The following is a 21,467-nucleotide window of genomic DNA, read 5'->3' as shown; positions in this document are numbered from 1 at the left end:
GAGACGGATGCTGCTGATACGTACTGTGCGGAAGGGTCAGGTTGCGCTGAGCAGTTGGGCGCAGCGCAGAAGTCCGAGATGGCTGTAGGCCTGCGGATGATTGCCGAGCGACCGCTCGGCGACGGGGTCGTACTCCTCGCTGAGCAGTCCGGTCGGGCCCGCGGCGCTCACCAACTGGGCGAACAGCGCTTCGGCATCGGACCGCTTGCCGGTCAGCAAGTACGCCTCGACCAGCCACGCTGCGCACAGGTGGAAGCCACCTTCGCCGCCGGGCAGGCCGTCGTCGTGGTGATAGCGATAGACGGTCGAGCCGCTGCGCAGTTCGGCCTCGGTCGCAACGACCGTGGCGGCGAAGCGTGGGTCGGACGGATCGATGAGGCCGCTGAGCCCGATGTGCAGCGATGCCGCATCGAGGTCGGTTCCGTCGTATGCGGCTGTGAACGATTGGACGTCGTCGTTCCAACCCTTGAGCAGTACTTCTTCGGAAATGGTCTGGCGCAGTGCCTGCCACGAATCCGGCACTTCGCGGCCGAACGTTTTCGCGAGCGCGAGCGCGCGGTCGATCGTGACCCAGCCCATCACCTTCGAGTACACGTGGTGCCGCGGTGCGCCGCGGATCTCCCAGATGCCGTGGTCGGGTTCGCGCCAGCGGCGCTGAACCGCGGAAACCATGGCCTGCACCAGTTCCCAGTCGACATCGGGAAGCGCTGCGCCTGGCTCGCTGATTCCGGCGGCGAAACGCGCGTGTGCCAGCGACGAGATCAGGTCGACGATCGGACCGAACACGTCGAGCTGGACCTGCATGTTCGCGGCGTTGCCGACGCGGACCGGTCGGGAACCGGCGTACCCCGGGAGGTTGTCGATGACGGCTTCCGGCGGGAGTCCGGTGCCATAGATCGTGTACAGCGGGTGCAGACGCTCCGGGCCCGGGATCGTTTCGAGGACCTCGTGCACCCAGGCGAGGTACTCCTCCGCCTCCTGCAGCGAACCGACCGAAACGAGCGCGGCTGCGGTGAGCGCGGCATCGCGAAGCCAGCAGTAGCGGTAGTCCCAGTTGCGGACCCCACCGATCTCTTCCGGCAGCGACGTCGTTGCCGCAGCGAGAATCGATCCGGACGGTGCGTGGACAAGTCCGCGCAGCGTCAACGCCGAGCGCCGCATCAGGTCGGGCTTGAGCGGCGGCAGGGTCAGTGTGTCGGCCCAGCTGCTCCAGTAGTGTTCGGCGGCCTGCCGACGTTCGGCCTCGAGATTCGTCGAGGGGGCCAGATCCCAAGTGCCGCAGCGTAGTTCCAACGTGACCGGACCGGTCGACGGGTCGACGACAGCATAGGCACTTTGGTGCACGCCGTCGGAAGTGATGTCCCATTCCACGCCGGGCGAGCGCAGGACCAGCGGGTCGTTGGGGCCGAAGACCCTGAGCCCGAACGTCTCTCGTTCGATCTGCACGGGAACCTGGCCGAATTCCGGACGCGGTGCAAAGCTGACGACCGCCTTCGCGTCGCCGGTGATCACGCGCGTGAGGTCGGTGCGGTCGAGGCCGACATCGTGGGGCAGATAGTCCGTGACTTGCAAACTGGCCCATCGAGTTTCGACGGTCATCGTGCGATCGACGTAACGCTGAGACAGCGGCAGAGCCTCCCGCTGCGGACCGATGGAGAAATGGCCGGCATCGGGTCCGCCGAGCAGGTGGGCAAAGACCGCACCGGAGTCGGGCTCGGGGTGGCACATCCACGTGATCGTGCCGTCGGGTGTCACGAGCGCAACCGACCGGGGGCTGGCGAGCATCGTCAGGCGCTCGATCGGCGGCGCGCTGGCGCCGGACAACCATCTGCGCCGCTCGTCGAGCAAGAAGGCGAGTGCGGTGGACACGTCCTCGGTCGAGTCGACGCAATACTGCGCGAGGCTTTCGCCGCCGCCGACCTTGATGCCGATGTCAGGGCCGTGAAGGCGCTTGAAGGCCTTCTCGTCGGTCACGTCGTCGCCGATGAACACTGCGGCGGACGCCGACTCCTGATGGCGGAGGATGTCGAGCGCCTCGCCCTTGTCGGTGACGATCACGGCCAGCTCGATAACAGCTTTGCCCTCGGTGACCTGGACGCCGACCCAGCTTGCGGCACCCTGTCGCACCTTCTTCAGCGCCTGGCGCGCGATGGCGGGCTCCGCGTTCCGCACGTGCAGTGCGACGCTGGCAGGTTTGTGCTCCACGGTCGCGCCCGCATGGGACGCAGCGATGTGCTCGAGTTCGACCACGAGCTCGTCCAGCAACTGTTTGGCGTCGTTGTCGATGGCGTGCACGAAGCCGACGTCGAACTCCGAACCGTGGCTGCCGACCAGCTGGACCTCGACGGGAAGGCGAGAGAGCGCCGCCAGATCGCGCAGCGCGCGGCCGGAGATCACTGCCGCCGTCGTACCGGAAAGTCCGGACAGCGCGCGTAGCGCCCGCACAGACTCCGGGTGCGGAAATGCCTTCGTCGGGTCCGACACGATCGGCGCAACTGTGCCGTCGTAGTCGGATGCGACCAGCAATCGCGGCGTACGCGCAATGGTGGCCAATGCGCGGCGCAACTCGAGCGGAAGATCCTGAGCACTCACCAGACAAACCTAAGTGATCAGCCCGCCTGACGACGCATTAGGGAGGCGATATCTGCTCAGATCACAGTGTTTCGCGACTCACAGCGGAATCGTCGCCGAGCAGGAGGTCGACGGTCAGTTCGAGGCGCGCGGTGACGTCGGTCGCGGACGATCGGCGGGTAAGCCAAGCAACCAGATTCGACAGCCAGACGTCGCTGATAACGCGGGAAATGGCGAGCTGGCGGTCGGTGGGTTCGCCGTCGCTCATGGCCCGCGCAAACAGTCGGTCCATCACGACGCCGACCCGGTCGACCTCTGCCGCAGCCGACGCGTCGGCGAACATGAACGCGCGCGTCATGGCCTCGGTGAGTAGCGGATCCCGCTGCATGGCCTTGGTGATCTGGCCGAGCATCAGGTGCATGCGCTCCTGTGCGGTGTCGCCCGGCGGCGTCTTCCGGCGGCTTTCGATCCGCTCGAATTCCCGCGCGAGCGCGGACACCAAGAGGTGCACCTTCGACGGGAAATAGCGGTAGAGGGTTCCGACGGCGACGTCTGCCTTCTCGGCGACGGCGCGCATCTGCACTGCGTCGTAGCCGCCCTTCGAAGCCAACGCCAGAGTTGCATCGAGGATGCGTTTGCGCCGCTCGCGCTGGGCGACGGAACTCAGGTCGTCTTCGGACAGCGTCGCGACGGCACCGTTGCTCGCGTTACGCGGTCTGGAGGGGGATGCCATTGGACAATCCTCTTTCTCGGTATCGGCGCTGACTGCACTGTCTTGACCAGGTATTTGTCGTCTCACTTGACGTGGGACCGGAACACACATTAGAACACGTTCTATAGGAAACTGTCATACTTTGAGAGGCGGCTTCGGCTGTGACTATCGCCACCACCGATGAGCAGAGGGCCGCCGCGCAGTCGCTACACGCGTGGGCGCGCAGTGTCGGGCCGGTCCAATCCCTGCGCTCGGACGAACCCGATTTTTGGCGCTCCCAACTGCGCGGAGTCGCCGACGTCGGACTCACGTCCGTCGCTCTACCCGAGGATGCCGGCGGCGTCGGCGGCACTGTCGTCGACCTCGCGGCGATGCTCGAGCAGGCAGCTTACGACCTCGTGGGCGGTCCCGTCCTGTCGACCGCGCTGGCCGGCCTGGTCCTGGGGCGCGGCGGAGATGTCGCGGCGAAGCTGTGGGGACCGGGCCTTGCCGACGGCACGACGCCGTGTGCGGTCGTACTCGACGTAGGTGATGTTCGGGCGGTCCGGCAACCTGACGGCGACCTCGTACTGGACGGCATCGCAGGTACCGCGATCGGTGCGGCGAGCGGCGTCAGCGTGCTGCTCGGCGCCGACGTCGACGGCGAGACCGTGTGGTGCTTCGTCGCTTCCGACACGCCCGGATTGGCGGTCGACGCACTCGAACCGGTCGATCGAAGCGTCGGCCTCGCCACTATCCGGTGCGAAAACCTGACCGTCGCGGCCGACAGGGTCGTGTCGGGTGTCCGGCCAGGCTTGGTTACGGACCTCGCCGCGACGCTCGTAGCAGCCGAGGCGGCCGGGGTGGCGGGTTGGTGCCTCGATACCGCCGTCGAGTACGCCAAGATTCGTGAGCAGTTCGGGCGCAAGATCGGTTCGTTCCAAGCGATCAAGCATCTGTGCGCCGAAATGCTCTGCCGGGTCGAGGGCGCGCGTGCGGTGGCCTGGGACGCGGCCGTTGCGGCCGAGGACGATCACGAGCTGCCGATCGCTGCCGCAGTTGCCGCAGCTGTAGTGCTCGATGCCGCAGTCGAAAATGCAAAGGACTGCATGCAGGTTCTCGGGGGTATCGGCTTCACCTGGGAGCACGACGCGCACTTCTACCTACGCCGCGCCATCGCTTTGCGGCAACTTCTCGGCGGCAGCGCGCACTGGCGGGCCCGCGTCACCGAACTGACTCGCTCCGGCGCACGGCGGCGGCCGGGCGTGGATCTTTCGGGGGTCGAGTCGTCGCGTGCCGAGATCCGCGCGTCCGCTGAATCGATCGCACAACTGCCGGCAGCCGAGCGACGCGTGGCGTTGGCCGACAGCGGACTCCTCGCGCCACATTGGCCGCAGCCCTACGGTCGGTCGGCGGATGCGGCCGAGCAACTGCTGATCGCGGAGGAGTTGGGTCGTGCCGATGTCACACGCCCGGACCTCGTGATCGGCGGTTGGGCCGTTCCGACGATCCTCGAGCACGGCACACCCGAGCAGATCGAACGGTTCGTAATGCCCACGCTGCGCGGCGAAGTGGTCTGGTGCCAACTCTTCAGCGAGCCGGGAGCGGGCTCCGACCTCGCCTCCCTGCGGACGACGGCGACCCGAGTCGACGGTGGCTGGTCGCTGCAGGGCCAGAAGGTCTGGACATCGGTTGCACAGAAGGCGCACTGGGGAATCTGCCTGGCTCGCACGAATCGCGAAGCGGCCAAACATCGCGGTATCACGTACTTCCTGGTCGATATGCGCAGTGCGGGGATCCGGATTTCGCCGCTGGTCGAGATCACCGGTGAGGAGCGGTTCAACGAGGTGTTCCTCGACGACGTCTTCGTCCCCGACGAGTGCGTTGTCGGACCGGTCGACGGCGGTTGGCGGTTGGCGAACACGACGCTGTCGAACGAACGAGTAGCGATCGGTAAGGGTTCGCCACTCGGCGACGAAATGGAGGCCCTGCTCGCGTCTGCGCCCGCTGCCGATCCGGTCGCCGTCGACAGGCTCGGCGCGTTGATCAGTGACGCAATGGTCGGCTCGTTGCTCGAGGTGCGGACTGCGGTGCGGCAGTTGGCCGGTCGTGGGCCGGGGCCCGAATCGAGTGTGCGAAAGCTGCTCGGCGTGCGGTACCGGCAGGACGTCGCGGAGTTCGAGATGGAAACCGCCGGCCTTGCGGGTGCGCTCGAGAGCCCCGCTACCTTCGGCTTCCTCTTGACGCGCTGTCTTTCCGTCGCGGGCGGTACGACACAAGTCCTGCTCAACGTCGTCGCGGAACGACTGCTGGGGCTGCCCCGGGAGTGACTTTCGCAGCGGGCGGATTGGTGATAGAACTAGAACACGTTCTAAAAACGTAGACGGGACGAGGCGTGGACTTCAGCAGGGACCAGACCCAGGACGCGGTAGCCGAAGTGGCTGCCGGGCTACTCGAACGCGGTGCGGGGAAACCTACCGGCGAGATCTGGACGAGCTTCGTCGCAGCCGATCTCACGACGCTCGCGTTGCCTGGCCGATTGGGCGGCGCCGAACTGGGCCTGCCCGCGATCGCGACCCTGCTGACCGAAATCGGCCGCGCTGCGGCGCAATTGCCTGCCCTCGCGACCTTCGGGCTGGGCGTCCTGCCGCTGCTCGAACTCGCAGACGGCACCGAGCACGACGCATTGCTGGAGCGGGTCGGCAAGGGTGCGGTGCTTACCGCCGCCTTGAGCGAGCCCGGCTCGCCATTTACGCTGCGGCCCGCGACAACTGCTGTCGCCGAGGGTGACCTGCTGATCGTCGACGGCCTCAAGGTAGGGGTTCCGTACGCGGACCGCGCGGAAGCGATCCTCGTCCCGACCGACGCAGGTGTCGTACTCGTCGACCCGTCAGCCGATGGCGTCACGCTCACGCCGACGCCGACCTCGACAGGCGAGCCGGAATTCGCGGTCCGCTTCGACGAGGTCCGAGTGCCCAATACGGCGCTGCTGCACGGTGACCTCGTAGCACTTCACCGCATCGCGCTCGCCTGCGTCGGGGCGTTGTGTGACGGATTGCTCAGTGGTGCAACACAACTCACCGCGAGTCACGTCGGCACCAGGCACCAGTTCGGGAAGCCGCTCGCAACGTTCCAAGCGGTCGCGCAGGAGATCGCCGACGTATACGTCATCTCGCGGACCCTGCACGTCGCTGCGCTGTCGGCCGTCTGGCGGCTGGGCGAGGGGCTCGACGCCGCAAGCGATCTCGACGTCGTCGCGTATTGGATCGCCGCCGAGGTGCCCAAAGCAATGCAGGTCTGTCATCACTTGCACGGCGGAATCGGAGTCGACGTGAGCTATCCGATGCACCGCTATTCCTCGCAAGTCAAGGATCTCGCTCGCATGGTCGGTGGGACGTCGCATCGACTCGATCTTCTGGGGGCCCGGTGTACATCGATCTGACAGACGAGCAGCGTGCGCTGCAGAAAGAACTGCGTGAGTACTTTTCGGGGCTGATCAGTCCCGCGGAGGCGCAGATCATGATGACCGAACGGCATGGGCCGACGTACCGGCAGGTCATCAAGCGCATGGGTGCGGATGGCTGGCTGGGCGTCGGGTGGCCAAAAGAATACGGCGGCAGGGGCTTCGGCGAGATCGAGCAGCAGATCTTCGCGAACGAGGCTGTGCGCGCCGATGTTCCGTTACCCGCGGTCACGTTGCAGACCGTGGGGCCGACGTTGCAGACTTACGGCACCGACGAACAGAAGCGGCGCTTCCTACCCGCGATCCTTGCCGGTGAAGTGCATTTCGCGATCGGCTACACCGAACCGGACGCCGGCACTGACCTCGCCGCCCTGCGCACCACCGCGGTCCGCGACGGTGACCACTACATCGTGAACGGTCAGAAGACCTTCACCACAGGCGGTCATGACGCCGACTTCATCTGGCTTGCCTGCCGCACCGGAAGGCCGGACTCGCGGCACCGTGGCATCTCCATCCTGATCGTCGACACCACCGATCCGGGCTATTCGTGGACGCCGATCATCACGTGCGATGGTGCGCATCACGTCAACGCCACGTATTACTCCGACGTCCGAGTACCAGCAGAAATGCTTGTCGGCGAAGAGAACTCGGGCTGGCGGTTGATCACCACCCAGCTCAACCACGAACGCGTGATGCTCGGTCCGGCCGGTCGCATCGGTGGCCTGTACGACAAGGTCAAGGACTGGGCGGGCCGCCACGATCTGCTCGGACGCAGCGATGTCGCCCGCATCCTCGGCGAGATGTTCGCGGTGTACCGGATGAACGAACTGCTCAATTGGCAGGTTGCGTCGAGCGAGCAGGACGCCGTCGACATCGCCGACGCGTCCGCAACGAAAGTGTTTGCCACAGAGCGTATCCAGCGGATGAGTCAGCTGGCCGAGGAGGTCGTCGGCACGCACGGCGATCCGTCCGATCCTGACACGGCGCATCTGTTGGACTGGCTCGACAAGCAGGCGAAGCGAAACCTCGTGATCACCTTCGGTGGCGGCGTCAACGAGGTGATGCGGGAACTGATCGCCACCGCCGGTTTGAAACTGCCACGCGTACCGCGATAGGAGTGGTGTGACCGAATCAATTCTCGCTGCAGCGCAACAGATCCGGGCTGCGGGGGCGAGCAAGCCGCGTACGGGTCGCGACCCGGTGAATCAGCCGATGATCAACAACTGGGTCGAGGCGCTCGGTGACGAGAACCCGATCTATGTCGATGCCGATGCCGCGCGTGCCGCAGGCCACCCAGGCGTCGTCGCACCGCCGGCGATGGCGCAGGTGTGGACCATGGGCGGGCTGCACTACTCGCGCACCAGCGACGACCCGCTCGGCAAGATAATCGAAGTACTCGACGAAGCCGGGTTCACCTCGATCGTCGCGACGAACTGTGAGCAGACCTACCACCGCTACGTCCAGCTCGGCGAAGAAATCTCGCTGTCGGCCACGCTGGAAGAGGTTGTCGGGCCCAAGAAGACAGGCCTTGGCGAAGGATGGTTCGTCACAGTCAAGAATATCTGGACGGTCGATGACGAGCCGGTCGCGGAAATGCTGTTCCGCGTCCTCAAGTTCGCGCCGAAGGGTCAGGCCACAGGACCGGAAGGTATCGATCCGGCCCTCGCCATTCGACCCGCTGTTTCGCTCGACACCGAGTTCTTCTGGGAAGGTGCGAAAGTCGGCGAACTTCGTATTCAACGCGTCGAGGACGGCTCGCTTCGGCACCCGCCGATTCCAGCGATCTGGCAGGACAAGAGTGTGCCGACCGACTACGTCGTCGCGTCCGGGCTCGGCACCGTTTTCAGTTTCGTCGTCCACCACGCGCCGAAGGTCCCGGGCCGCTCGCTGCCCTTCGTCGTCGCACTGATCGAACTCGAGGAAGGTGTGCGGATGCTCGGTGAGTTGCGCGGAATCGATCCCGCCGCAGTACATGTGGGGCTACCCGTCGAAGTCGAGTTCGTTCGAATCGACGACGATCTGACGTTGCCCGCCTGGCGGCCGGCGGACGCTAAATGACCGCCGTAGCAGTCGGGGACACACTGCCCGAGTTCACCGTCACGGCCACACCGACCTACATCGTCAGTACGGCGTTGGCCACCAGGGATTTTCAGGACGTGCACCATGATCGCGACAAGGCGATCGCGCGCGGGTCCAAGGACATCTTCGTGAACATCCTTACCGACACGGGACTTGTCGAGCGGTTCGTGACCGATTGGGCGGGTCCGACCGCGTTCGTCAGGTCGATCAAGCTGCGGCTCGGGGTTCCCTGGTATGCCTACGACACGCTTACGCTCACCGGCAAGGTCGGCGATGTGGCTGACGGCGAGGTTCGGGTCGACGTTGTCGGCAAGGACTCACTCGGCGACCACGTCACTGCCACAGTAACTTTGACAATGGCAGGAACTTCAACAACGGCAGGAACTTCAACAACGGCAGGAACTTCAACAACGGCAGGCACCCAGTGACCGGCCTGTCGCGCAAAGCGGCGATCGTCGGAATCGGCGCCACCGACTACTCGAAGGATTCGGGCCGCACCGAACTGCGCCTTGCTGCCGAAGCAGTGTCTGCCGCGTTGCAGGATGCCGGCCTGGAACCCTCCGACGTCGACGGCTTGACGTCCTTCACGATGGACACCAATTCCGAGTCTGCCGTTGCGCGTTCGGTCGGTATCCCGAGCCTGAAGTTCTTCAGCCGCATCCATTTCGGTGGCGGAGCGGCCTGCGCAACGGTGCAGCAGGCTGCGATGGCTGTGGCTACCGGTGTCGCAGACGTCGTCGTCGCGTATCGGGCGTTCAACGAACGGTCTGCAACGCGGTTCGGACAATTCTCCACGGCACTCGCGGGTGCGCCGACCTCGTCAGGTGTCGACGCGAGTTGGTCCTACCCGCACGGCCTGGGCACGCCTGCGGCTCAGGTTGCGATGGTCGCGCGCCGCTATATGCACGTATACGGCGCTACGAGTGCGGATTTCGGACGAGTAGCCGTTGCCGACCGTAAGCACGCCGCCGTCAACCCGGCTGCGTTCTTCTACGGTAAACCGATCACCCTCGAGGACCATCAGAACTCGCGCTGGATCGCCGAGCCACTACATCTGCTCGACTGCTGCCAGGAGTCCGACGGTGGCATCGCGATTGTTGTGACGTCGGCAGAACGAGCCAAGGACCTCCCGCAGAAGCCTGCGGTGATCGCAGCTGCCGCATCGGGTGCCGGCGCGGACCAATACATCATGACCAGCTACTACCGCGACGGTCTGACCGGTCTGCCCGAGATGGGCCTTGTCGGCGACCAGTTGTGGGCGCAGTCCGGGCTTGGACCGACAGACATGCAGACCGCTGTTCTCTACGACCACTTCACGCCGTTCGTGCTGATGCAACTCGAGGAACTCGGCTTCTGCGGCCGCGGCGAAGCGCGCGACTTCATCGCCGACGGTGCAATCGAAATCGGCGGCAGATTGCCGATCAATACGCATGGCGGCCAGCTGGGGGAGGCATACATCCACGGTATGAACGGCATTGCCGAGGGCGTTCGCCAGATCAGGGGAACATCGGTCAACCAGGTCGACGACGTGGAGAACGTGCTGGTGACCGCCGGGACCGGCGTTCCGACGTCAGGGCTGGTCCTGACTGCCTGACGCGACCTTTCAGGGCAACTCGATCTCGTGTAAGCATGGAGTAAAGCCCCGCAATGAGGTTGGGTCGATCCGATGGGTGGTCTCCGCACTTCCGGTCTGAGCAGTCCCCTTGTTCGCACGGCAGCGCTGGTTGCTCTCGTGGTGCTCGTCGCTGTCGCGCTGCGCGGCTATCTGCCCGACGCTGAGCCGACGCCTCGGCGCGAGCCTGAGTCCGGGCTCGGTTCGATCATCGCCGTGCACGTCCTGCTGCTGATCTCGGTCGGAATCCTCATCGTCGGGATCGTGACGACGTGGCGTGAGAAGAAGGACTCCCCACGGCCGGTGTCGGACGAAAGCTCGGATCGGTTGCGGTTCCGGCTGGGGCGCAAGTTCGTGCTTTACCTCGCCGCGATCGCAGCGGTTTTTGCGCTGTTCGCCGTTGTCGCGTCGTTCGTGACGGTCGGAATCGACAGACCCGGCGAGAGCCGCGAATCCGCCGAATCGGAGGGCGGCTCGACCGGCAATCAGCGCGCGCCGCAGCCGGTGCAACCCGAAGAACCCGAGCCCCCACAGGCCATGCTGACGCTCGTCGTTCTCGGTGCCGTGTTGCTGCTGGTCGCCGGAGCGGGCGTTGCCCTGGCCGTCGCACGAAGTAGGCCGTCGGCCGCGACGATGGCCGTCGAAGACAGTGCGGCACCCGATCCAGACTCCGTCTCGGACTCGCTGGCCCGGGCCGCCGAACTGGGGCTTGCGGAGATGAGCGAGCCCGGTCGGGATCCGCGCGAAGCGATCATCGCGTGCTACATCGCCATGGAGAAAGAATTCGCAACGGCACCCGACGCCGCGCCGCATGCGTCCGATACGCCGTCCGAGGTGCTGGCCAGGGCGGTCGACCACGGTGTGCTGCATTCCGATGCGGCCGCGGAGTTGGTCGGACTGTTCGCGGAGGCCCGGTTCAGCAGTCACGAAATGTTCGAGTCGCAACGTGACACCGCTGTCAGGCTGCTGCGCATGGTTTCCGACGATGTGCGGAGTTCGTCATGATTCGCGTCGTCCTCTTCGGAACAGCCGTCGTCCTCGCGGTGGAGTTGTTCTCGCTGACGGTCGACCGGCGCTCGTTCCTGCTGCTTGCGTCCGGAGTCGCGGTTGCGCTTGTCCTGATCGGGTTCCTGGTCTGGCTCGCTCCCGCACCGGAGAGCGGGGACAAGGAGCAGGTCGACCTGTCGCCCGTCGAGAGTCTGCAACGATGGCGCGTGCGCACAGAGACCATGCTCAGTTGGTCCGACGGAACCCGCGGGGAATGGGACCGGCACCTGCGGCCGATCCTGGCTCGCGAATTTCAGATGGCAACCGGTCACAAGCAATCCAAGGACAGGGCCGCGTTCCACGAATCCGGCAAGGTGCTTTTCGGTCCCGAGTTGTGGCCCTGGGTCGATCCGATGAACGTGTCCTACGCGGATCGCTCGGCGGCCGGCCCTGGCCGCGAGGCGTTGGAAGTCATCCTCGAGCGCTTGGAAAAGCTATGAAGGAGAACCGATCATGATGGCATCCGCGGAACTCACGACGTCCAACGCGAACGCCGTGCTGACCGAAATCGAACGTGTCGTGGTCGGCAAGCGAGACGCGCTCACGATGGTGTTGCTGGCCGTGCTGGCAGGCGGCCATGTCCTGATCGAGGATCTCCCGGGCCTCGGCAAAACGCTCATCGCCCGGTCGTTCGCGGGTGCTCTCGGGCTCGACTTCAACCGGGTCCAGTTCACGCCCGACCTCCTACCTGCCGACCTACTCGGCTCGACGATCTACGAAATGCACACCGGGCGTTTCGAATTCCGGCCAGGGCCGATCTTCACGAACCTGTTGATGGCGGACGAGATCAACCGCACGCCGCCGAAGACGCAGGCCGCGCTGCTCGAGGCGATGGGTGAGGGCCAGGTCAGCATCGACGGTGAAACGCGGCGGCTGCCGGAGCCGTTCGTCGTACTGGCGACCGACAATCCGATCGAATACGAAGGCACCTACCCGCTTCCGGAAGCCCAGCTCGACAGGTTCGCGATTCGGCTCCGGCTCGGTTACCTGAAGGAAGCGGACGAGGAGAAGATGTTGCAGCGGCGGCTCGACCGCGGCAGCGAGGCACCGGTCGTCCGGCAGATCGTCGATGCTGCCGACCTCGTCGCGATGCGGCAATCGATCGAGCAGGTGTCTGTCCATCGTGATGTGCTGAAGTACGTTGTGGCACTGGCTAATGCGACCCGAAATCACCCGCAGGTAGAGGTCGGAGCGAGCCCGCGAGCCGAGCTCGATCTCGTCCAGCTGTCGCGGGCGCGAGCAGTCATGCTCGGCCGGGACTACGTGATTCCGGAAGACGTCAAAGCACTTGCCGTCGCCGCAATGGCGCACCGCATCAGTCTGCGACCGGAGATGTGGGTCAGGCGGATCAGAGGCGAGGACATCGTCGACGAATTGTTGCGGCGCATACCCGTGCCGAGGACTCCGGTGTGAGTACCGACCCGGTCGAAAGCGGCCTCGACTGGCGACCATCGCCGATGGCATTGGTCATCGCAACGTGCGCTGCGGCGGCGCTCGCGATTGCCGTCGTCGGATCACGGTGGCAGCTGGTCGCTTTCGCTGCACCGCTGCTCGGCGTGCTCACCTCGGTCATGTGGCAGATACCGTCACAGCGCGTTCGTGGATTCGCGGAGCCACGAACCGTGCGGTGCTTCGAGAACGAAGAGGTCGAGCTGGCCGTTGTCGTCGAACCGGTCGGGGCACCGACAGCTCTGACGGTGACGCCCCTGCCGATCGGCGGAATGACGGCGGACTCGACGCAGAAGACGTTGCGGCTCTCCGCAGAACGCTGGGGCCGCTACCTCGTGCCCGTCCGGGTGGAGGCGATGGCACCGAACGGACTGCTGGTGGGATCGGCGACGTTGACGGTGGGGGAGGTGCACGTCTATCCGCTCGCAGCGCCACAGGCGACACCGATCCCGCGGACCGAGTTGCCCGACCGGATCGGCACACACCTGACGCGCCGGATCGGTCCCGGCGTCGAATACGCCGACATCCGCGAATACGTACCGGGCGATCAATTGCGCACGGTGAACTGGCCGGTCAGTGCGCGTCGTGGCCGCTTGCACGTGACCGAGCGGATGACCGACCGGGCCGCCGATGTCGTGGTGCTGATCGACACGTACCCACAGGCTCCCGGCCCTGCGACCGATGCGGTCGAGCGATCGGTCCGCGGTGCAACGCAGATCGTGCAGAGCGCGTTGCAACGCGGTGACCGCGCGGGGATAGTCGGTCTCGGCCGATCGCCACGTTGGCTCGGCCCTGATATCGGCCGTCGGCAGTTCTATCGGGTGCTCGACACCGTCCTGTGTGTCGGAGACGAATTCGCCACGACCACTGGAACATTGGCGCCACGAGCGGCACTGCCCGCGGGCGCGATCGTCATCGCGTTCACGACGCTGCTCGATACCGAGTTCGCACTCTCGCTCATCGATCTGCGCCGGCGCGGACACACGGTCGTGGCGGTCGACATTCTGCGTGGGGCGCCGTTCCAAGACGAATTGGCACCTGCCATCAGGCGCATGTGGCGCCTCGAACGCAAGGCGATGTACAGGGACATGGGCACGATCGGTGTCGACGTGGTCGCCTGGCACGAAGACATCACGCTCGAGATGGCAATGCGGCTGATCCCCGATCATTCCGGACGACGACGGAGCCGACGATGAATCCAGCACTGCCGCTCAAGGCTTTTGCCGCGTCCGCGGGTATGTGTATGGTCGCCGCCACGCTCCCCGGGGCGCCGACGATCGCGTTGGCCGCGGCGGCACCCGCCACGCTGCTCGTGATTGTCAGCCTCTGGCTACGGGCCGCATCGACGGCGGCAGTACTCGCAGCCGTCGCTGCCCTTGCCCTCGGCTATCCGACGGCAGTCCTCGCTGGACTGTCCGGCATTGCCGCTACGGCCTATCTACTGTTGATCTTCGGTGCAGGCGCCCCGGCCGGTGTGGTGACGACCTCACGTCAAACGATTGCGGCGGCAGCAGGTTTCGCATTCGTCGGTCTGGCCGCCGTCACCTTCCCAGTCGAGTTCGCGTGGTTACCGGTCGTCGCACCGATCGCGGTCGTTCTGCTGTTCGCGCTCGCAATTCACCCGTACACGCAGTCGCAATTGCAATCAGACGATGGTGAGCACAACGTCGGCCAGCGCGGGTGAATCGCGCTCACTGACGGACGCATTGATCAGCAATCCGTCGTCGGTACGCCACATGCGGGTCCGCAACGTCTCGCCAGGAAAGACGACGCCGGCGAACCGGCCACGGAAGCCGGCCACCGCAGTCGCATCGCCGTCGAGGACCTCGTCGACTACCGTCCTGCAGACGAGCCCGTATGTGCACAGCCCGTGCAGGATGGGTGCGGGAAACCCTGCGGCCTTGGCGAATTCGGGGTCCGAATGCAGTGGGTTGCGGTCGCCGCACATGCGGTACAGCAGTGCCTGCTGCGGCAACGTCGCCGTCGTCACGTCGTAGTCCGGTTCGCGGTCCGGCAGCGGCAACGATTCCGACGGGCCGCGCTCGCCGCCGAACCCGCCCTCGCCGCGAGCGAAGATCGACGACCGAGCAGTCCACAACGGCGTTCCGTCAGAATCGACCGTGCTCGACTCCTGCACGATCACCGCCGCTTTGCCCTTGTCCCAGACCTCGGCGATCCGAGTGGTGGTCGTGGCGGTTCCGGCTGCGGGCAAGGGTCGGTGGACCCGGACTTCCTGGCTGCCGTGCACCACTTTCGCAAGGTCGATCTCGACGCCCGGAAACGAGACGCGAGGTGCTTCGGTCGCATGGAACGTGGCTGCGACCGTCGCGAAAGTCGGCAGGACCTGCGGCGACTTGTCGTCGAGGTAGCGGAGGTCGCGCGGATCGGTCGGGCGGCCACCCGCACCGACGGCGAGGTGATAGAGCTGGACGTCGGAAGGTTCCCAGCCGAAGGTGCTCGAACCGAGTTCGGCGCCGATGGCGAGGGCGGGATCGATCGGCATCGTCGGGTGTCCTATCCGTTCGTAACGCGTTCGGTGGCAGGCGCTTTGGATCGTTGCTCGATGTCGAGCACAGCCAGGTAGCCGAAGGTCATCGCGGGACCGATCGTCGCTCCGGGTCCGGCATAGGTGTGGCCCATCACCGGCGCGCTCGAGTTGCCGACCGCGTACAGGCCATCGATCACACTGCCGTCCTCGCGCAGCACTCGAGCTGCTGTGTCGGTCTTGAGTCCGCCCTTCGTGCCTAGGTCGCCGGGCACCATCTTGATCGCGTAGAACGGACCCTTTTCCAGGGCACCCAGGTTCGGGTTGGGCTTATTGCGGGGGTCGCCGTAGTAGTGGTCGTAGCCGCTTTCGCCGCGGCCGAAGTCCTCGTCTTTGCCGGTTCGCGCGAAGCCGTTGAAGCGCTCCACGGTTGCGACGAGGTTGTCGACCGGGAGGCCCACCTTTTCGGCGAGCTCGGCGATCGAGTCGCCCTTGGTGACGATTCCGGCTTCGATCCACCGCTTCGGAAAGCGTTGTTCGGGAAGGAGGCCCGCGAAGATGTACCGATCGCGGTAGCGCTGGTCGATGACCATCCACGTCGGAATGTTCTCGCCGGGGCCGTCACCGATTCCGTACTCGCCGCCGTACATCTTGTGCACGGCCTCGACATAGGGTGCGGATTCGTTGAGGAAGCGTTGACCGCGGTCGTTGACCATGATGCTGCCGGGCAGATTGCGCTCGGCGAGGCAGAACCACGGACCTCCGGTCAGCGGAATCGACGGTCCCCACCAGGCGTCGTCCATCAAATCGGTTGCACCACCGAGCTTTTGGCCAGCAACGATGCCGTCGCCGGTGTTCGCCTTGGCGCCGACGGTCCATTCGGTGCCGATCGGTGCCCGCTGGTACTTCTTACGCATCTCCTCGTTGTGCTCGAAGCCGCCCGATGCCAGCACGACGCCGTGCGTTGCGCGGATCAGTTCGGGCCTACCGTCGATCTCGACGAGCACACCGGTGACCCGGCCGTCCTCCACGAAGAGGTCCTGCATCGGGGTGTCGAGCATGATCGGGACGCCGGCGTCGAGCAGACCCTTCCGCAGGGCCGCTGCGAAAGCCTGGCCGCGGGCGAGCAGATGCTTGCCGGTGAGCTTCGCGAATGCCCAGCGCGCGCCGACGCGCATGACACGAAGCTTGCCCTTCGGATGCCGCTTCCTGAGGTTGAGCCACTTGTAGTCTGCCTGCGTCACAACGAAATTGAGGGGGGCCTTGCCGTAATCGGGTTCGAGGTTGGCCAGTTCCGCGCCGAGTTTGTGCCCGTTGAACGGTTTGGGTTCCATGGTCCGGCCACCGACTCGGCCGCCGGGTGCCTCAGGGTAATAGTCGGCGTAACCGGGCACCCAGCTGAACTTCAGCGGTGAATGCCGGAGGACGAACGAGATCATCTCGGGTCCACGGTCGATGTAGGTGTCGATCCGTTCGGTGGGAACGACGTCGCCGATGATGTGGTGCAGGTACTTGCGCGCCGACTCGAGGTCGTCGGTCACGCCGTCCGCAACGAGCGCTTCGTTCGTCGGAATCCACACCCCGCCCCCTGATCGGGCCGTCGATCCGCCGTAGTGGGGCGCCTTCTCGACGACGACAACGGTCAGTCCGCGATGCGCTGCCGTCAGCGCGGCCGTCATGCCGCCGGCGCCACTGCCGACGACGACGATGTCATATTCCTGCTCGCTCATGTAGAACACGTTATAGAATGAGGGGCCTGTCGGTCCATTCATTGTGTGAAGAAACCCTAAAACTCGCGGTAAGGTTCTACCTAGAACGTGTTCCAGTTTGATCGAGATTGATGCAGGTAGCGGGAAGGACCTGGGATGTTGTCGACGCAACTCCGTAACGAGATAGCCGAGCGGCTCTGGGTCGCCGAGCAAGACCGGTCGCCGATCGAGCCGCTTACGGGGACCTACGACGGCATCGACGTCGTCGACGCATACGAAATTCAACTGATCAACATCAGGCGCCGACTCGACGCAGGTGCGCGGGTCGTCGGCCACAAGGTCGGGCTGTCGTCGAAGGCGATGCAGCAGATGATGGGCGTCGACGAACCCGATTACGGGCATCTGCTCGAAGACATGGGGGTCTCGCAGCGCGAGCCTGTGCCCGCGGCGAAGTATTGCTTTCCGCGGGTGGAGGTCGAAGTCGGGTTCGTGCTCGGCGCGGACCTGCCGGGCGAGGACTGCACCGAAGCCGACGTACTCGCAGCGACGACCGCATTTGCACCGTCCATCGAATTGATCGACAGCCGGATCAGCGACTGGAAGATCAAGTTGCCCGACACAATTTCCGATAACGCGTCGTCTGCCGGTTACGTGCTCGGCGACGAGCGGGTCGCGCCCGGCGACATCGATATCAAGAACATCGACGCCGTACTGACTCGTAACGGCGAGGTGGTCGCGAAGGGTCGCAGCGACGCGGTCCTCGGCGATCCGGTGATAGCTGTTGCGTGGCTCGCCCGCAAAGTCGCAAGCTTTGGTGTGCGACTCAAAGCCGGCGACATCGTCCTGCCCGGATCGTGCACCCGCGCGATCGACGCCCGTCCGGGCGACAACTTTCATGCCGACTTCACCGGCCTCGGCACAGTCTCGCTGCAGTTCGTATAGGAGATTCCAGATGGCAAAAGCAAGCGTCGCAATCGTCGGCTCCGGCAACATCAGCACCGACCTGCTCTACAAGCTGCAGCGGTCCGACGTGCTGGAACCCCGCTGGATGATCGGCATCGATCCGGACAGCGACGGCCTCGCGCGCGCCCGCAAGCTGGGCCTCGAGACATCCGCCGAGGGCGTCGACTGGCTGCTCGCGCAGGCGGAGAAGCCGGACCTCGTCTTCGAGGCCACGTCGGCATACGTCCATAGGGCGGCGGCGCAGAAGTACGCCGACGCGGGAATCCGGGCGATCGACCTGACGCCGGCCGCGGTCGGTCCGGCGGTGGTGCCGCCTGTGAACCTCGGTGCCCACCTCGACGCGCCCAACGTCAACATGATCACGTGCGGCGGTCAGGCGACGATCCCGATGGTCGCTGCTGTCTCGCGAGTGGTCGAGGTGTCGTACGCCGAGATCGTTGCGTCCGTCGCCTCGGTTTCCGCTGGTCCCGGTACGCGCGCCAATATCGACGAGTTCACGAAGACGACCTCCCGCGGCGTCGAGACGATCGGCGGTGCGGCACGCGGTAAGGCGATCATTGTGCTGAACCCGGCGGATCCGCCGATGATCATGCGCGACACCATTTTCTGCGCCGTTCCCGAGGATGCGGATCAGGACGCAATTACGGCGTCGGTCCGCGCAATGGTTGCTGATATTCAGGAATACGTGCCCGGCTATCGCCTGCTCAACGACCCGCAATTCGATCCGCCGTCGATGGTCTCCGGCGGGCTCGCGAAGGTGTCGATCTTCGTCGAAGTCGAAGGGGCAGGTGACTATTTGCCGCCGTACGCGGGCAATCTCGACATCATGACCGCGGCCGCCGCAAAGGTCGGCGCAGAGGTCGCAAAGCAAATTCTTTCGGCGCGGGTGTAAGGGGTAATCATGGCTTTCTCGGATCAACTCGACATTCGCATCACCGATACGTCCCTGCGAGACGGCAGTCACCACAAGCGGCACCAGTTCACCGCCGACGACGTCGCGAACATCGTCGCCGCGCTCGACGAGTCCGGTGTGCCGGTCATCGAGGTCACGCACGGTGACGGGCTTGGCGGGTCGTCGTTCAACTACGGCTTCTCGAAGACGCCTGAGCAGGATCTGATTTCCATCGCCGCGAAGACGGCCAAGAACGCCAAGATCGCGTTTCTCATGCTGCCCGGTGTCGGAGTCAAAGAAGACATCATGATCGCGCAGGACAACGGTGCGTCGATCTGCCGAATCGCCACGCACTGCACAGAGGCAGACGTGTCGATCCAGCACTTCGGGCTCGCGCGTGAACGCGGACTGGAGACGGTCGGGTTCCTGATGATGGCCCACACCCAGCCGCCGGAGAATCTCGCCAAGCAGGCCCGGATCATGGCCGATGCGGGCTGCCAGTGTGTGTACGTAGTCGACTCGGCCGGCGCACTGGTTCTCGAGCAGGTCACCGATCGCGTGGCAGCAATCGTCGCGGAACTCGGTGACGACGCGCAGGTCGGCTTCCACGGCCACGAGAACCTGGACCTCGCCGTTGCGAATTCCATCTGCGCCGTGCGTGGCGGTGCCAAGCAGATCGACGGAAGTACCCGCCGATTCGGAGCAGGCGCAGGCAATACGCCAGTCGAAGCGTTCGTCGGAGTCTGCGACAAACTCGGTATCAAGACCGGAATCGACTTCTTCAAGATCGCTGATGCCGCCGAGGACGTGGTCCGCCCGGTCATGCCGCAGGAGTGTCTGCTCGACCGGCAGGCCCTGATGATGGGCTACGCGGGCGTGTACTCGAGCTTCCTCAAGCATGCCGAGCGCCAGGCCGAGCGGTATGGGGTGTCGTCGGCCGAAATGCTGGTCCGGGCAGGTGCCCGCAAGCTGGTCGGCGGGCAAGAGGACCAGCTCATCGATATCGCACTCGAATTGCAGCGCGAGGCCGCTGTCTCATAAGAGACGCTTTCCCGCCCCGCGCCGCACCCCCTTTCTGGATCCGCACCGGAAATAGGGCCCAAATCTCGGTGCAAATCCCGAGAAAGGGTGCGACTCACGGGTCGGTTCACCGTGATACGCCCGTTATCTGCGCGCTGTGCATAGTGACCGCCATCTCATTCCACCGGTGATCCGAGTTACATCGAGCTGTCCATGTGCCGCGGTGTATTCGCAGGTAAACACGCTTTGACGTGCTCATATATTGCGAAACCAATTGGTATTTAGCCACTCTAAACAAAGTCCGCTAAACCTGGTTCGCGATGACATTCCGGCAACGACTATGTAGGGTAGTTTTCAGTTCGAAAGCCGGAAACGACCAGAGAATTCAAATACTTGCCCGCAGGGTCGATGACAACATTCCCCGGGCACCGCGAGGAGCGAATTACCAAACGCTTTGTGTGCGCAATTTTGGCGCGCCTTGACTCGCGAAACTATGTGGAAAGGTTCTACTTACATGAGCGCCATCTTCTCCAACGTCAAACGCACCGCTACCCTCGTCGCCGCTGCAGGTGCCGTAGTCGTAGCCCCGATCGCCTTTGGCAATGGAACTGCGTCGGCCGCGACGGTCGAGCAGTGGGACGCCGTCGCACAGTGTGAGTCGGGCGGCAACTGGGCAATCAACACCGGAAACGGCTACCACGGCGGCCTGCAGTTCTCGCAGAGCACCTGGGAAGCCAACGGTGGCTCCGGCTCGGCGAGCAATGCCTCGAAGGCCGAGCAGATCCGCGTCGGCGAGAACGTCCTGCACAGCCAGGGCAAGGGCGCATGGCCGACGTGTGGTGGCCCGCTGAGCACCGAGTCGAGCCCGAACCTCGCACCGGCGCCTGAAGAACTGCCCGCCGCACCGGCCCAGCCGGTCGACCCGGCCATCACGGCCGCGGTGCAGTACAGCGAGCAGCTCGACCAGGCAGCCACCGGCGCCGGCATCCCGTCGGACCTGTCGGCACTCGTCGAGAGCGCGGTCTGATCCAGTCGTAAGAGAAACGACCCGCGGCACACGCCGTGGGTCGTTTTTTTATGCCTCCGTCCACCCCGGCGCAGGGGAGACCTCGCCCTCCCAGACGTACCACTTGTAACCCCACGGGTCGGTGACGTTGAACGACTGCGGACCGTACGGCTGTCTCTCGATATTGCTGACCGGTACGCCGGCTTCCTCGACCGCCCGCCTATGCCTGGCATCTATGTCGTCGACGTGCACGATCAGCAGTGCCCCGCGACCGTCATCGGGACCCGGCGCACGTGCACTGATGCTGATGTGTGCGTTGCCGACGTCGATGTCGGCCTCCTGTAGGACCCCGTCGGGGTCGAGCCAGCGCTTCGCCGGACCGAAACCGAGGACCCGTTCGAGCCAGCGCAACGCCGCGTCGGCTTCTTCGTAGTAGAGGTAGGGGGACAGGCCGGTGATGCTCATGATCACCAGTTTCCC

The 21,467-nt window shown here is 65.0% G+C and carries 20 protein-coding genes; 15 read left to right on the top strand and 5 right to left on the bottom strand.

Features of this window, described 5'->3' with window-relative positions:
• Nucleotides 1–36 precede the first annotated feature (36 nt).
• Both otsB and kstR read right to left on the bottom strand, forming a co-directional pair.
• Nucleotides 37–2,592 (bottom strand): trehalose-phosphatase, encoded by a 2,556-nt coding sequence (gene otsB / locus JGU72_RS14665; RefSeq protein ID WP_199684725.1) that lies wholly within the window; start codon nt 2,590–2,592, stop codon nt 37–39.
• 61 nt (nt 2,593–2,653) lie between these two features.
• Complete coding sequence (gene kstR, locus JGU72_RS14660) at nt 2,654–3,304, bottom strand: cholesterol catabolism transcriptional regulator KstR (RefSeq protein WP_199684724.1); 651 nt, start codon at nt 3,302–3,304, stop codon at nt 2,654–2,656.
• A 140-nt stretch (nt 3,305–3,444) separates the two neighbouring features.
• Between kstR and JGU72_RS14655 the strand changes: the two genes are divergently transcribed.
• The 11 genes from JGU72_RS14655 to JGU72_RS14605 all read left to right on the top strand — a co-directional run bounded on the left by JGU72_RS14655 (nt 3,445) and on the right by JGU72_RS14605 (nt 14,596).
• Entirely contained in the window at nt 3,445–5,592 is a 2,148-nt protein-coding gene (locus JGU72_RS14655) for an acyl-CoA dehydrogenase (RefSeq protein WP_199684723.1), read from the top strand.
• A gap of 65 nt (nt 5,593–5,657) precedes the next feature.
• Nucleotides 5,658–6,704 (top strand): acyl-CoA dehydrogenase family protein, encoded by a 1,047-nt coding sequence (locus tag JGU72_RS14650; protein WP_199684722.1) that lies wholly within the window; start codon nt 5,658–5,660, stop codon nt 6,702–6,704.
• Nucleotides 6,689–7,840 carry an acyl-CoA dehydrogenase family protein gene (locus tag JGU72_RS14645; protein ID WP_199684721.1) on the top strand — a complete coding sequence of 384 codons (1,152 nt, stop codon included), beginning with the start codon at nt 6,689–6,691 and terminating at the stop codon, nt 7,838–7,840. Before JGU72_RS14650 ends, JGU72_RS14645 begins: the two co-directional genes overlap by 16 nt.
• 7 nt (nt 7,841–7,847) lie before the next feature.
• Entirely contained in the window at nt 7,848–8,783 is a 936-nt protein-coding gene (locus JGU72_RS14640) for a bifunctional MaoC family dehydratase N-terminal/OB-fold nucleic acid binding domain-containing protein (RefSeq protein ID WP_199684720.1), read from the top strand.
• Nucleotides 8,780–9,232, top strand: coding sequence for a MaoC family dehydratase (locus JGU72_RS14635; protein WP_199684719.1), 453 nt, complete (start codon nt 8,780–8,782; stop codon nt 9,230–9,232). Before JGU72_RS14640 ends, JGU72_RS14635 begins: the two co-directional genes overlap by 4 nt.
• A complete protein-coding gene (locus JGU72_RS14630) occupies nt 9,229–10,398 on the top strand; it encodes a lipid-transfer protein (RefSeq protein ID WP_199684718.1) in 1,170 nt (389 codons plus the stop codon). The genes JGU72_RS14635 and JGU72_RS14630 overlap by 4 nt, the downstream gene beginning before the upstream one ends.
• Before the next feature lie 72 nt (nt 10,399–10,470).
• The gene (locus JGU72_RS14625) at nt 10,471–11,421 is read left to right on the top strand and encodes a DUF4129 domain-containing protein (protein WP_199684717.1); all 951 of its coding nucleotides are present in this window, start codon (nt 10,471–10,473) and stop codon (nt 11,419–11,421) included.
• Nucleotides 11,418–11,903 carry a hypothetical protein gene (locus tag JGU72_RS14620; protein ID WP_199684716.1) on the top strand — a complete coding sequence of 162 codons (486 nt, stop codon included), beginning with the start codon at nt 11,418–11,420 and terminating at the stop codon, nt 11,901–11,903. The genes JGU72_RS14625 and JGU72_RS14620 overlap by 4 nt, the downstream gene beginning before the upstream one ends.
• A gap of 13 nt (nt 11,904–11,916) precedes the next feature.
• On the top strand, nt 11,917–12,876 hold the full coding sequence (locus JGU72_RS14615) for an AAA family ATPase (RefSeq protein ID WP_199684715.1): 960 nt from the start codon (nt 11,917–11,919) through the stop codon (nt 12,874–12,876).
• Nucleotides 12,877–12,920: 44 nt separating this feature from the next.
• Entirely contained in the window at nt 12,921–14,108 is a 1,188-nt protein-coding gene (locus JGU72_RS14610; RefSeq protein WP_199685311.1) for a DUF58 domain-containing protein, read from the top strand.
• On the top strand, nt 14,105–14,596 hold the full coding sequence (locus tag JGU72_RS14605) for a hypothetical protein (RefSeq protein ID WP_199684714.1): 492 nt from the start codon (nt 14,105–14,107) through the stop codon (nt 14,594–14,596). The genes JGU72_RS14610 and JGU72_RS14605 overlap by 4 nt, the downstream gene beginning before the upstream one ends.
• Here JGU72_RS14605 and JGU72_RS14600 read toward each other — a convergent pair.
• Both JGU72_RS14600 and kstD read right to left on the bottom strand, forming a co-directional pair.
• On the bottom strand, nt 14,558–15,415 hold the full coding sequence (locus JGU72_RS14600) for a MaoC/PaaZ C-terminal domain-containing protein (RefSeq protein ID WP_199684713.1): 858 nt from the start codon (nt 15,413–15,415) through the stop codon (nt 14,558–14,560). The two genes, JGU72_RS14605 and JGU72_RS14600, sit on opposite strands and share 39 nt — an antisense overlap.
• A gap of 11 nt (nt 15,416–15,426) precedes the next feature.
• Nucleotides 15,427–17,127: a 3-oxosteroid 1-dehydrogenase gene (kstD, locus tag JGU72_RS14595; protein ID WP_199684712.1), complete on the bottom strand. Its 1,701-nt coding sequence runs from the start codon at nt 17,125–17,127 to the stop codon at nt 15,427–15,429.
• A 135-nt stretch (nt 17,128–17,262) separates the two neighbouring features.
• Between kstD and JGU72_RS14590 the strand changes: the two genes are divergently transcribed.
• The 4 genes from JGU72_RS14590 to JGU72_RS14575 all read left to right on the top strand — a co-directional run bounded on the left by JGU72_RS14590 (nt 17,263) and on the right by JGU72_RS14575 (nt 21,008).
• Nucleotides 17,263–18,048, top strand: coding sequence for a 2-keto-4-pentenoate hydratase (locus JGU72_RS14590; RefSeq protein WP_199684711.1), 786 nt, complete (start codon nt 17,263–17,265; stop codon nt 18,046–18,048).
• A 10-nt stretch (nt 18,049–18,058) separates the two neighbouring features.
• Nucleotides 18,059–18,961, top strand: a complete 903-nt coding sequence (locus tag JGU72_RS14585) for an acetaldehyde dehydrogenase (acetylating) (RefSeq protein ID WP_199684710.1) — start codon at nt 18,059–18,061, stop codon at nt 18,959–18,961.
• A 9-nt stretch (nt 18,962–18,970) separates the two neighbouring features.
• A complete protein-coding gene (gene dmpG / locus JGU72_RS14580; RefSeq protein ID WP_199684709.1) occupies nt 18,971–20,002 on the top strand; it encodes a 4-hydroxy-2-oxovalerate aldolase in 1,032 nt (343 codons plus the stop codon).
• Between the two features lie 493 nt (nt 20,003–20,495).
• Nucleotides 20,496–21,008: a transglycosylase family protein gene (locus JGU72_RS14575; RefSeq protein WP_233532476.1), complete on the top strand. Its 513-nt coding sequence runs from the start codon at nt 20,496–20,498 to the stop codon at nt 21,006–21,008.
• Nucleotides 21,009–21,056: 48 nt separating this feature from the next.
• On the opposite strand, the gene JGU72_RS14570 is transcribed toward JGU72_RS14575, so the two are convergent.
• Nucleotides 21,057–21,452: a VOC family protein gene (locus JGU72_RS14570; protein WP_199684707.1), complete on the bottom strand. Its 396-nt coding sequence runs from the start codon at nt 21,450–21,452 to the stop codon at nt 21,057–21,059.
• Nucleotides 21,453–21,467 lie beyond the last annotated feature (15 nt).

The sequence above is a fragment of the Antrihabitans auranticaus genome, assembly GCF_016481275.1.
Taxonomy (GTDB): Bacteria; Actinomycetota; Actinomycetes; order Mycobacteriales; family Mycobacteriaceae; genus Antrihabitans.
This window is presented reverse-complemented; position numbering and strand designations above follow the sequence as displayed.

Bases quoted from the DNA above. Each gene is read 5' to 3' on its own strand.
- kstR (WP_199684724.1), bottom strand. From the start codon at position 3,304: ATGGCATCCCCCTCCAGACCGCGTAACGCGAGCAACGGTGCCGTCGCG.
- JGU72_RS14635 (WP_199684719.1), top strand. From the start codon at position 8,780: ATGACCGCCGTAGCAGTCGGGGACACACTGCCCGAGTTCACCGTCACG.
- JGU72_RS14625 (WP_199684717.1), top strand. From the start codon at position 10,471: ATGGGTGGTCTCCGCACTTCCGGTCTGAGCAGTCCCCTTGTTCGCACG.
- JGU72_RS14620 (WP_199684716.1), top strand. From the start codon at position 11,418: ATGATTCGCGTCGTCCTCTTCGGAACAGCCGTCGTCCTCGCGGTGGAG.
- JGU72_RS14615 (WP_199684715.1), top strand. From the start codon at position 11,917: ATGATGGCATCCGCGGAACTCACGACGTCCAACGCGAACGCCGTGCTG.
- JGU72_RS14610 (WP_199685311.1), top strand. From the start codon at position 12,921: ATGGCATTGGTCATCGCAACGTGCGCTGCGGCGGCGCTCGCGATTGCC.
- JGU72_RS14605 (WP_199684714.1), top strand. From the start codon at position 14,105: ATGAATCCAGCACTGCCGCTCAAGGCTTTTGCCGCGTCCGCGGGTATG.
- JGU72_RS14600 (WP_199684713.1), bottom strand. From the start codon at position 15,415: ATGCCGATCGATCCCGCCCTCGCCATCGGCGCCGAACTCGGTTCGAGC.
- kstD (WP_199684712.1), bottom strand. From the start codon at position 17,127: ATGAGCGAGCAGGAATATGACATCGTCGTCGTCGGCAGTGGCGCCGGC.
- JGU72_RS14590 (WP_199684711.1), top strand. From the start codon at position 17,263: ATGTTGTCGACGCAACTCCGTAACGAGATAGCCGAGCGGCTCTGGGTC.
- JGU72_RS14585 (WP_199684710.1), top strand. From the start codon at position 18,059: ATGGCAAAAGCAAGCGTCGCAATCGTCGGCTCCGGCAACATCAGCACC.
- dmpG (WP_199684709.1), top strand. From the start codon at position 18,971: ATGGCTTTCTCGGATCAACTCGACATTCGCATCACCGATACGTCCCTG.
- JGU72_RS14575 (WP_233532476.1), top strand. From the start codon at position 20,496: ATGAGCGCCATCTTCTCCAACGTCAAACGCACCGCTACCCTCGTCGCC.
- JGU72_RS14570 (WP_199684707.1), bottom strand. From the start codon at position 21,452: ATGAGCATCACCGGCCTGTCCCCCTACCTCTACTACGAAGAAGCCGAC.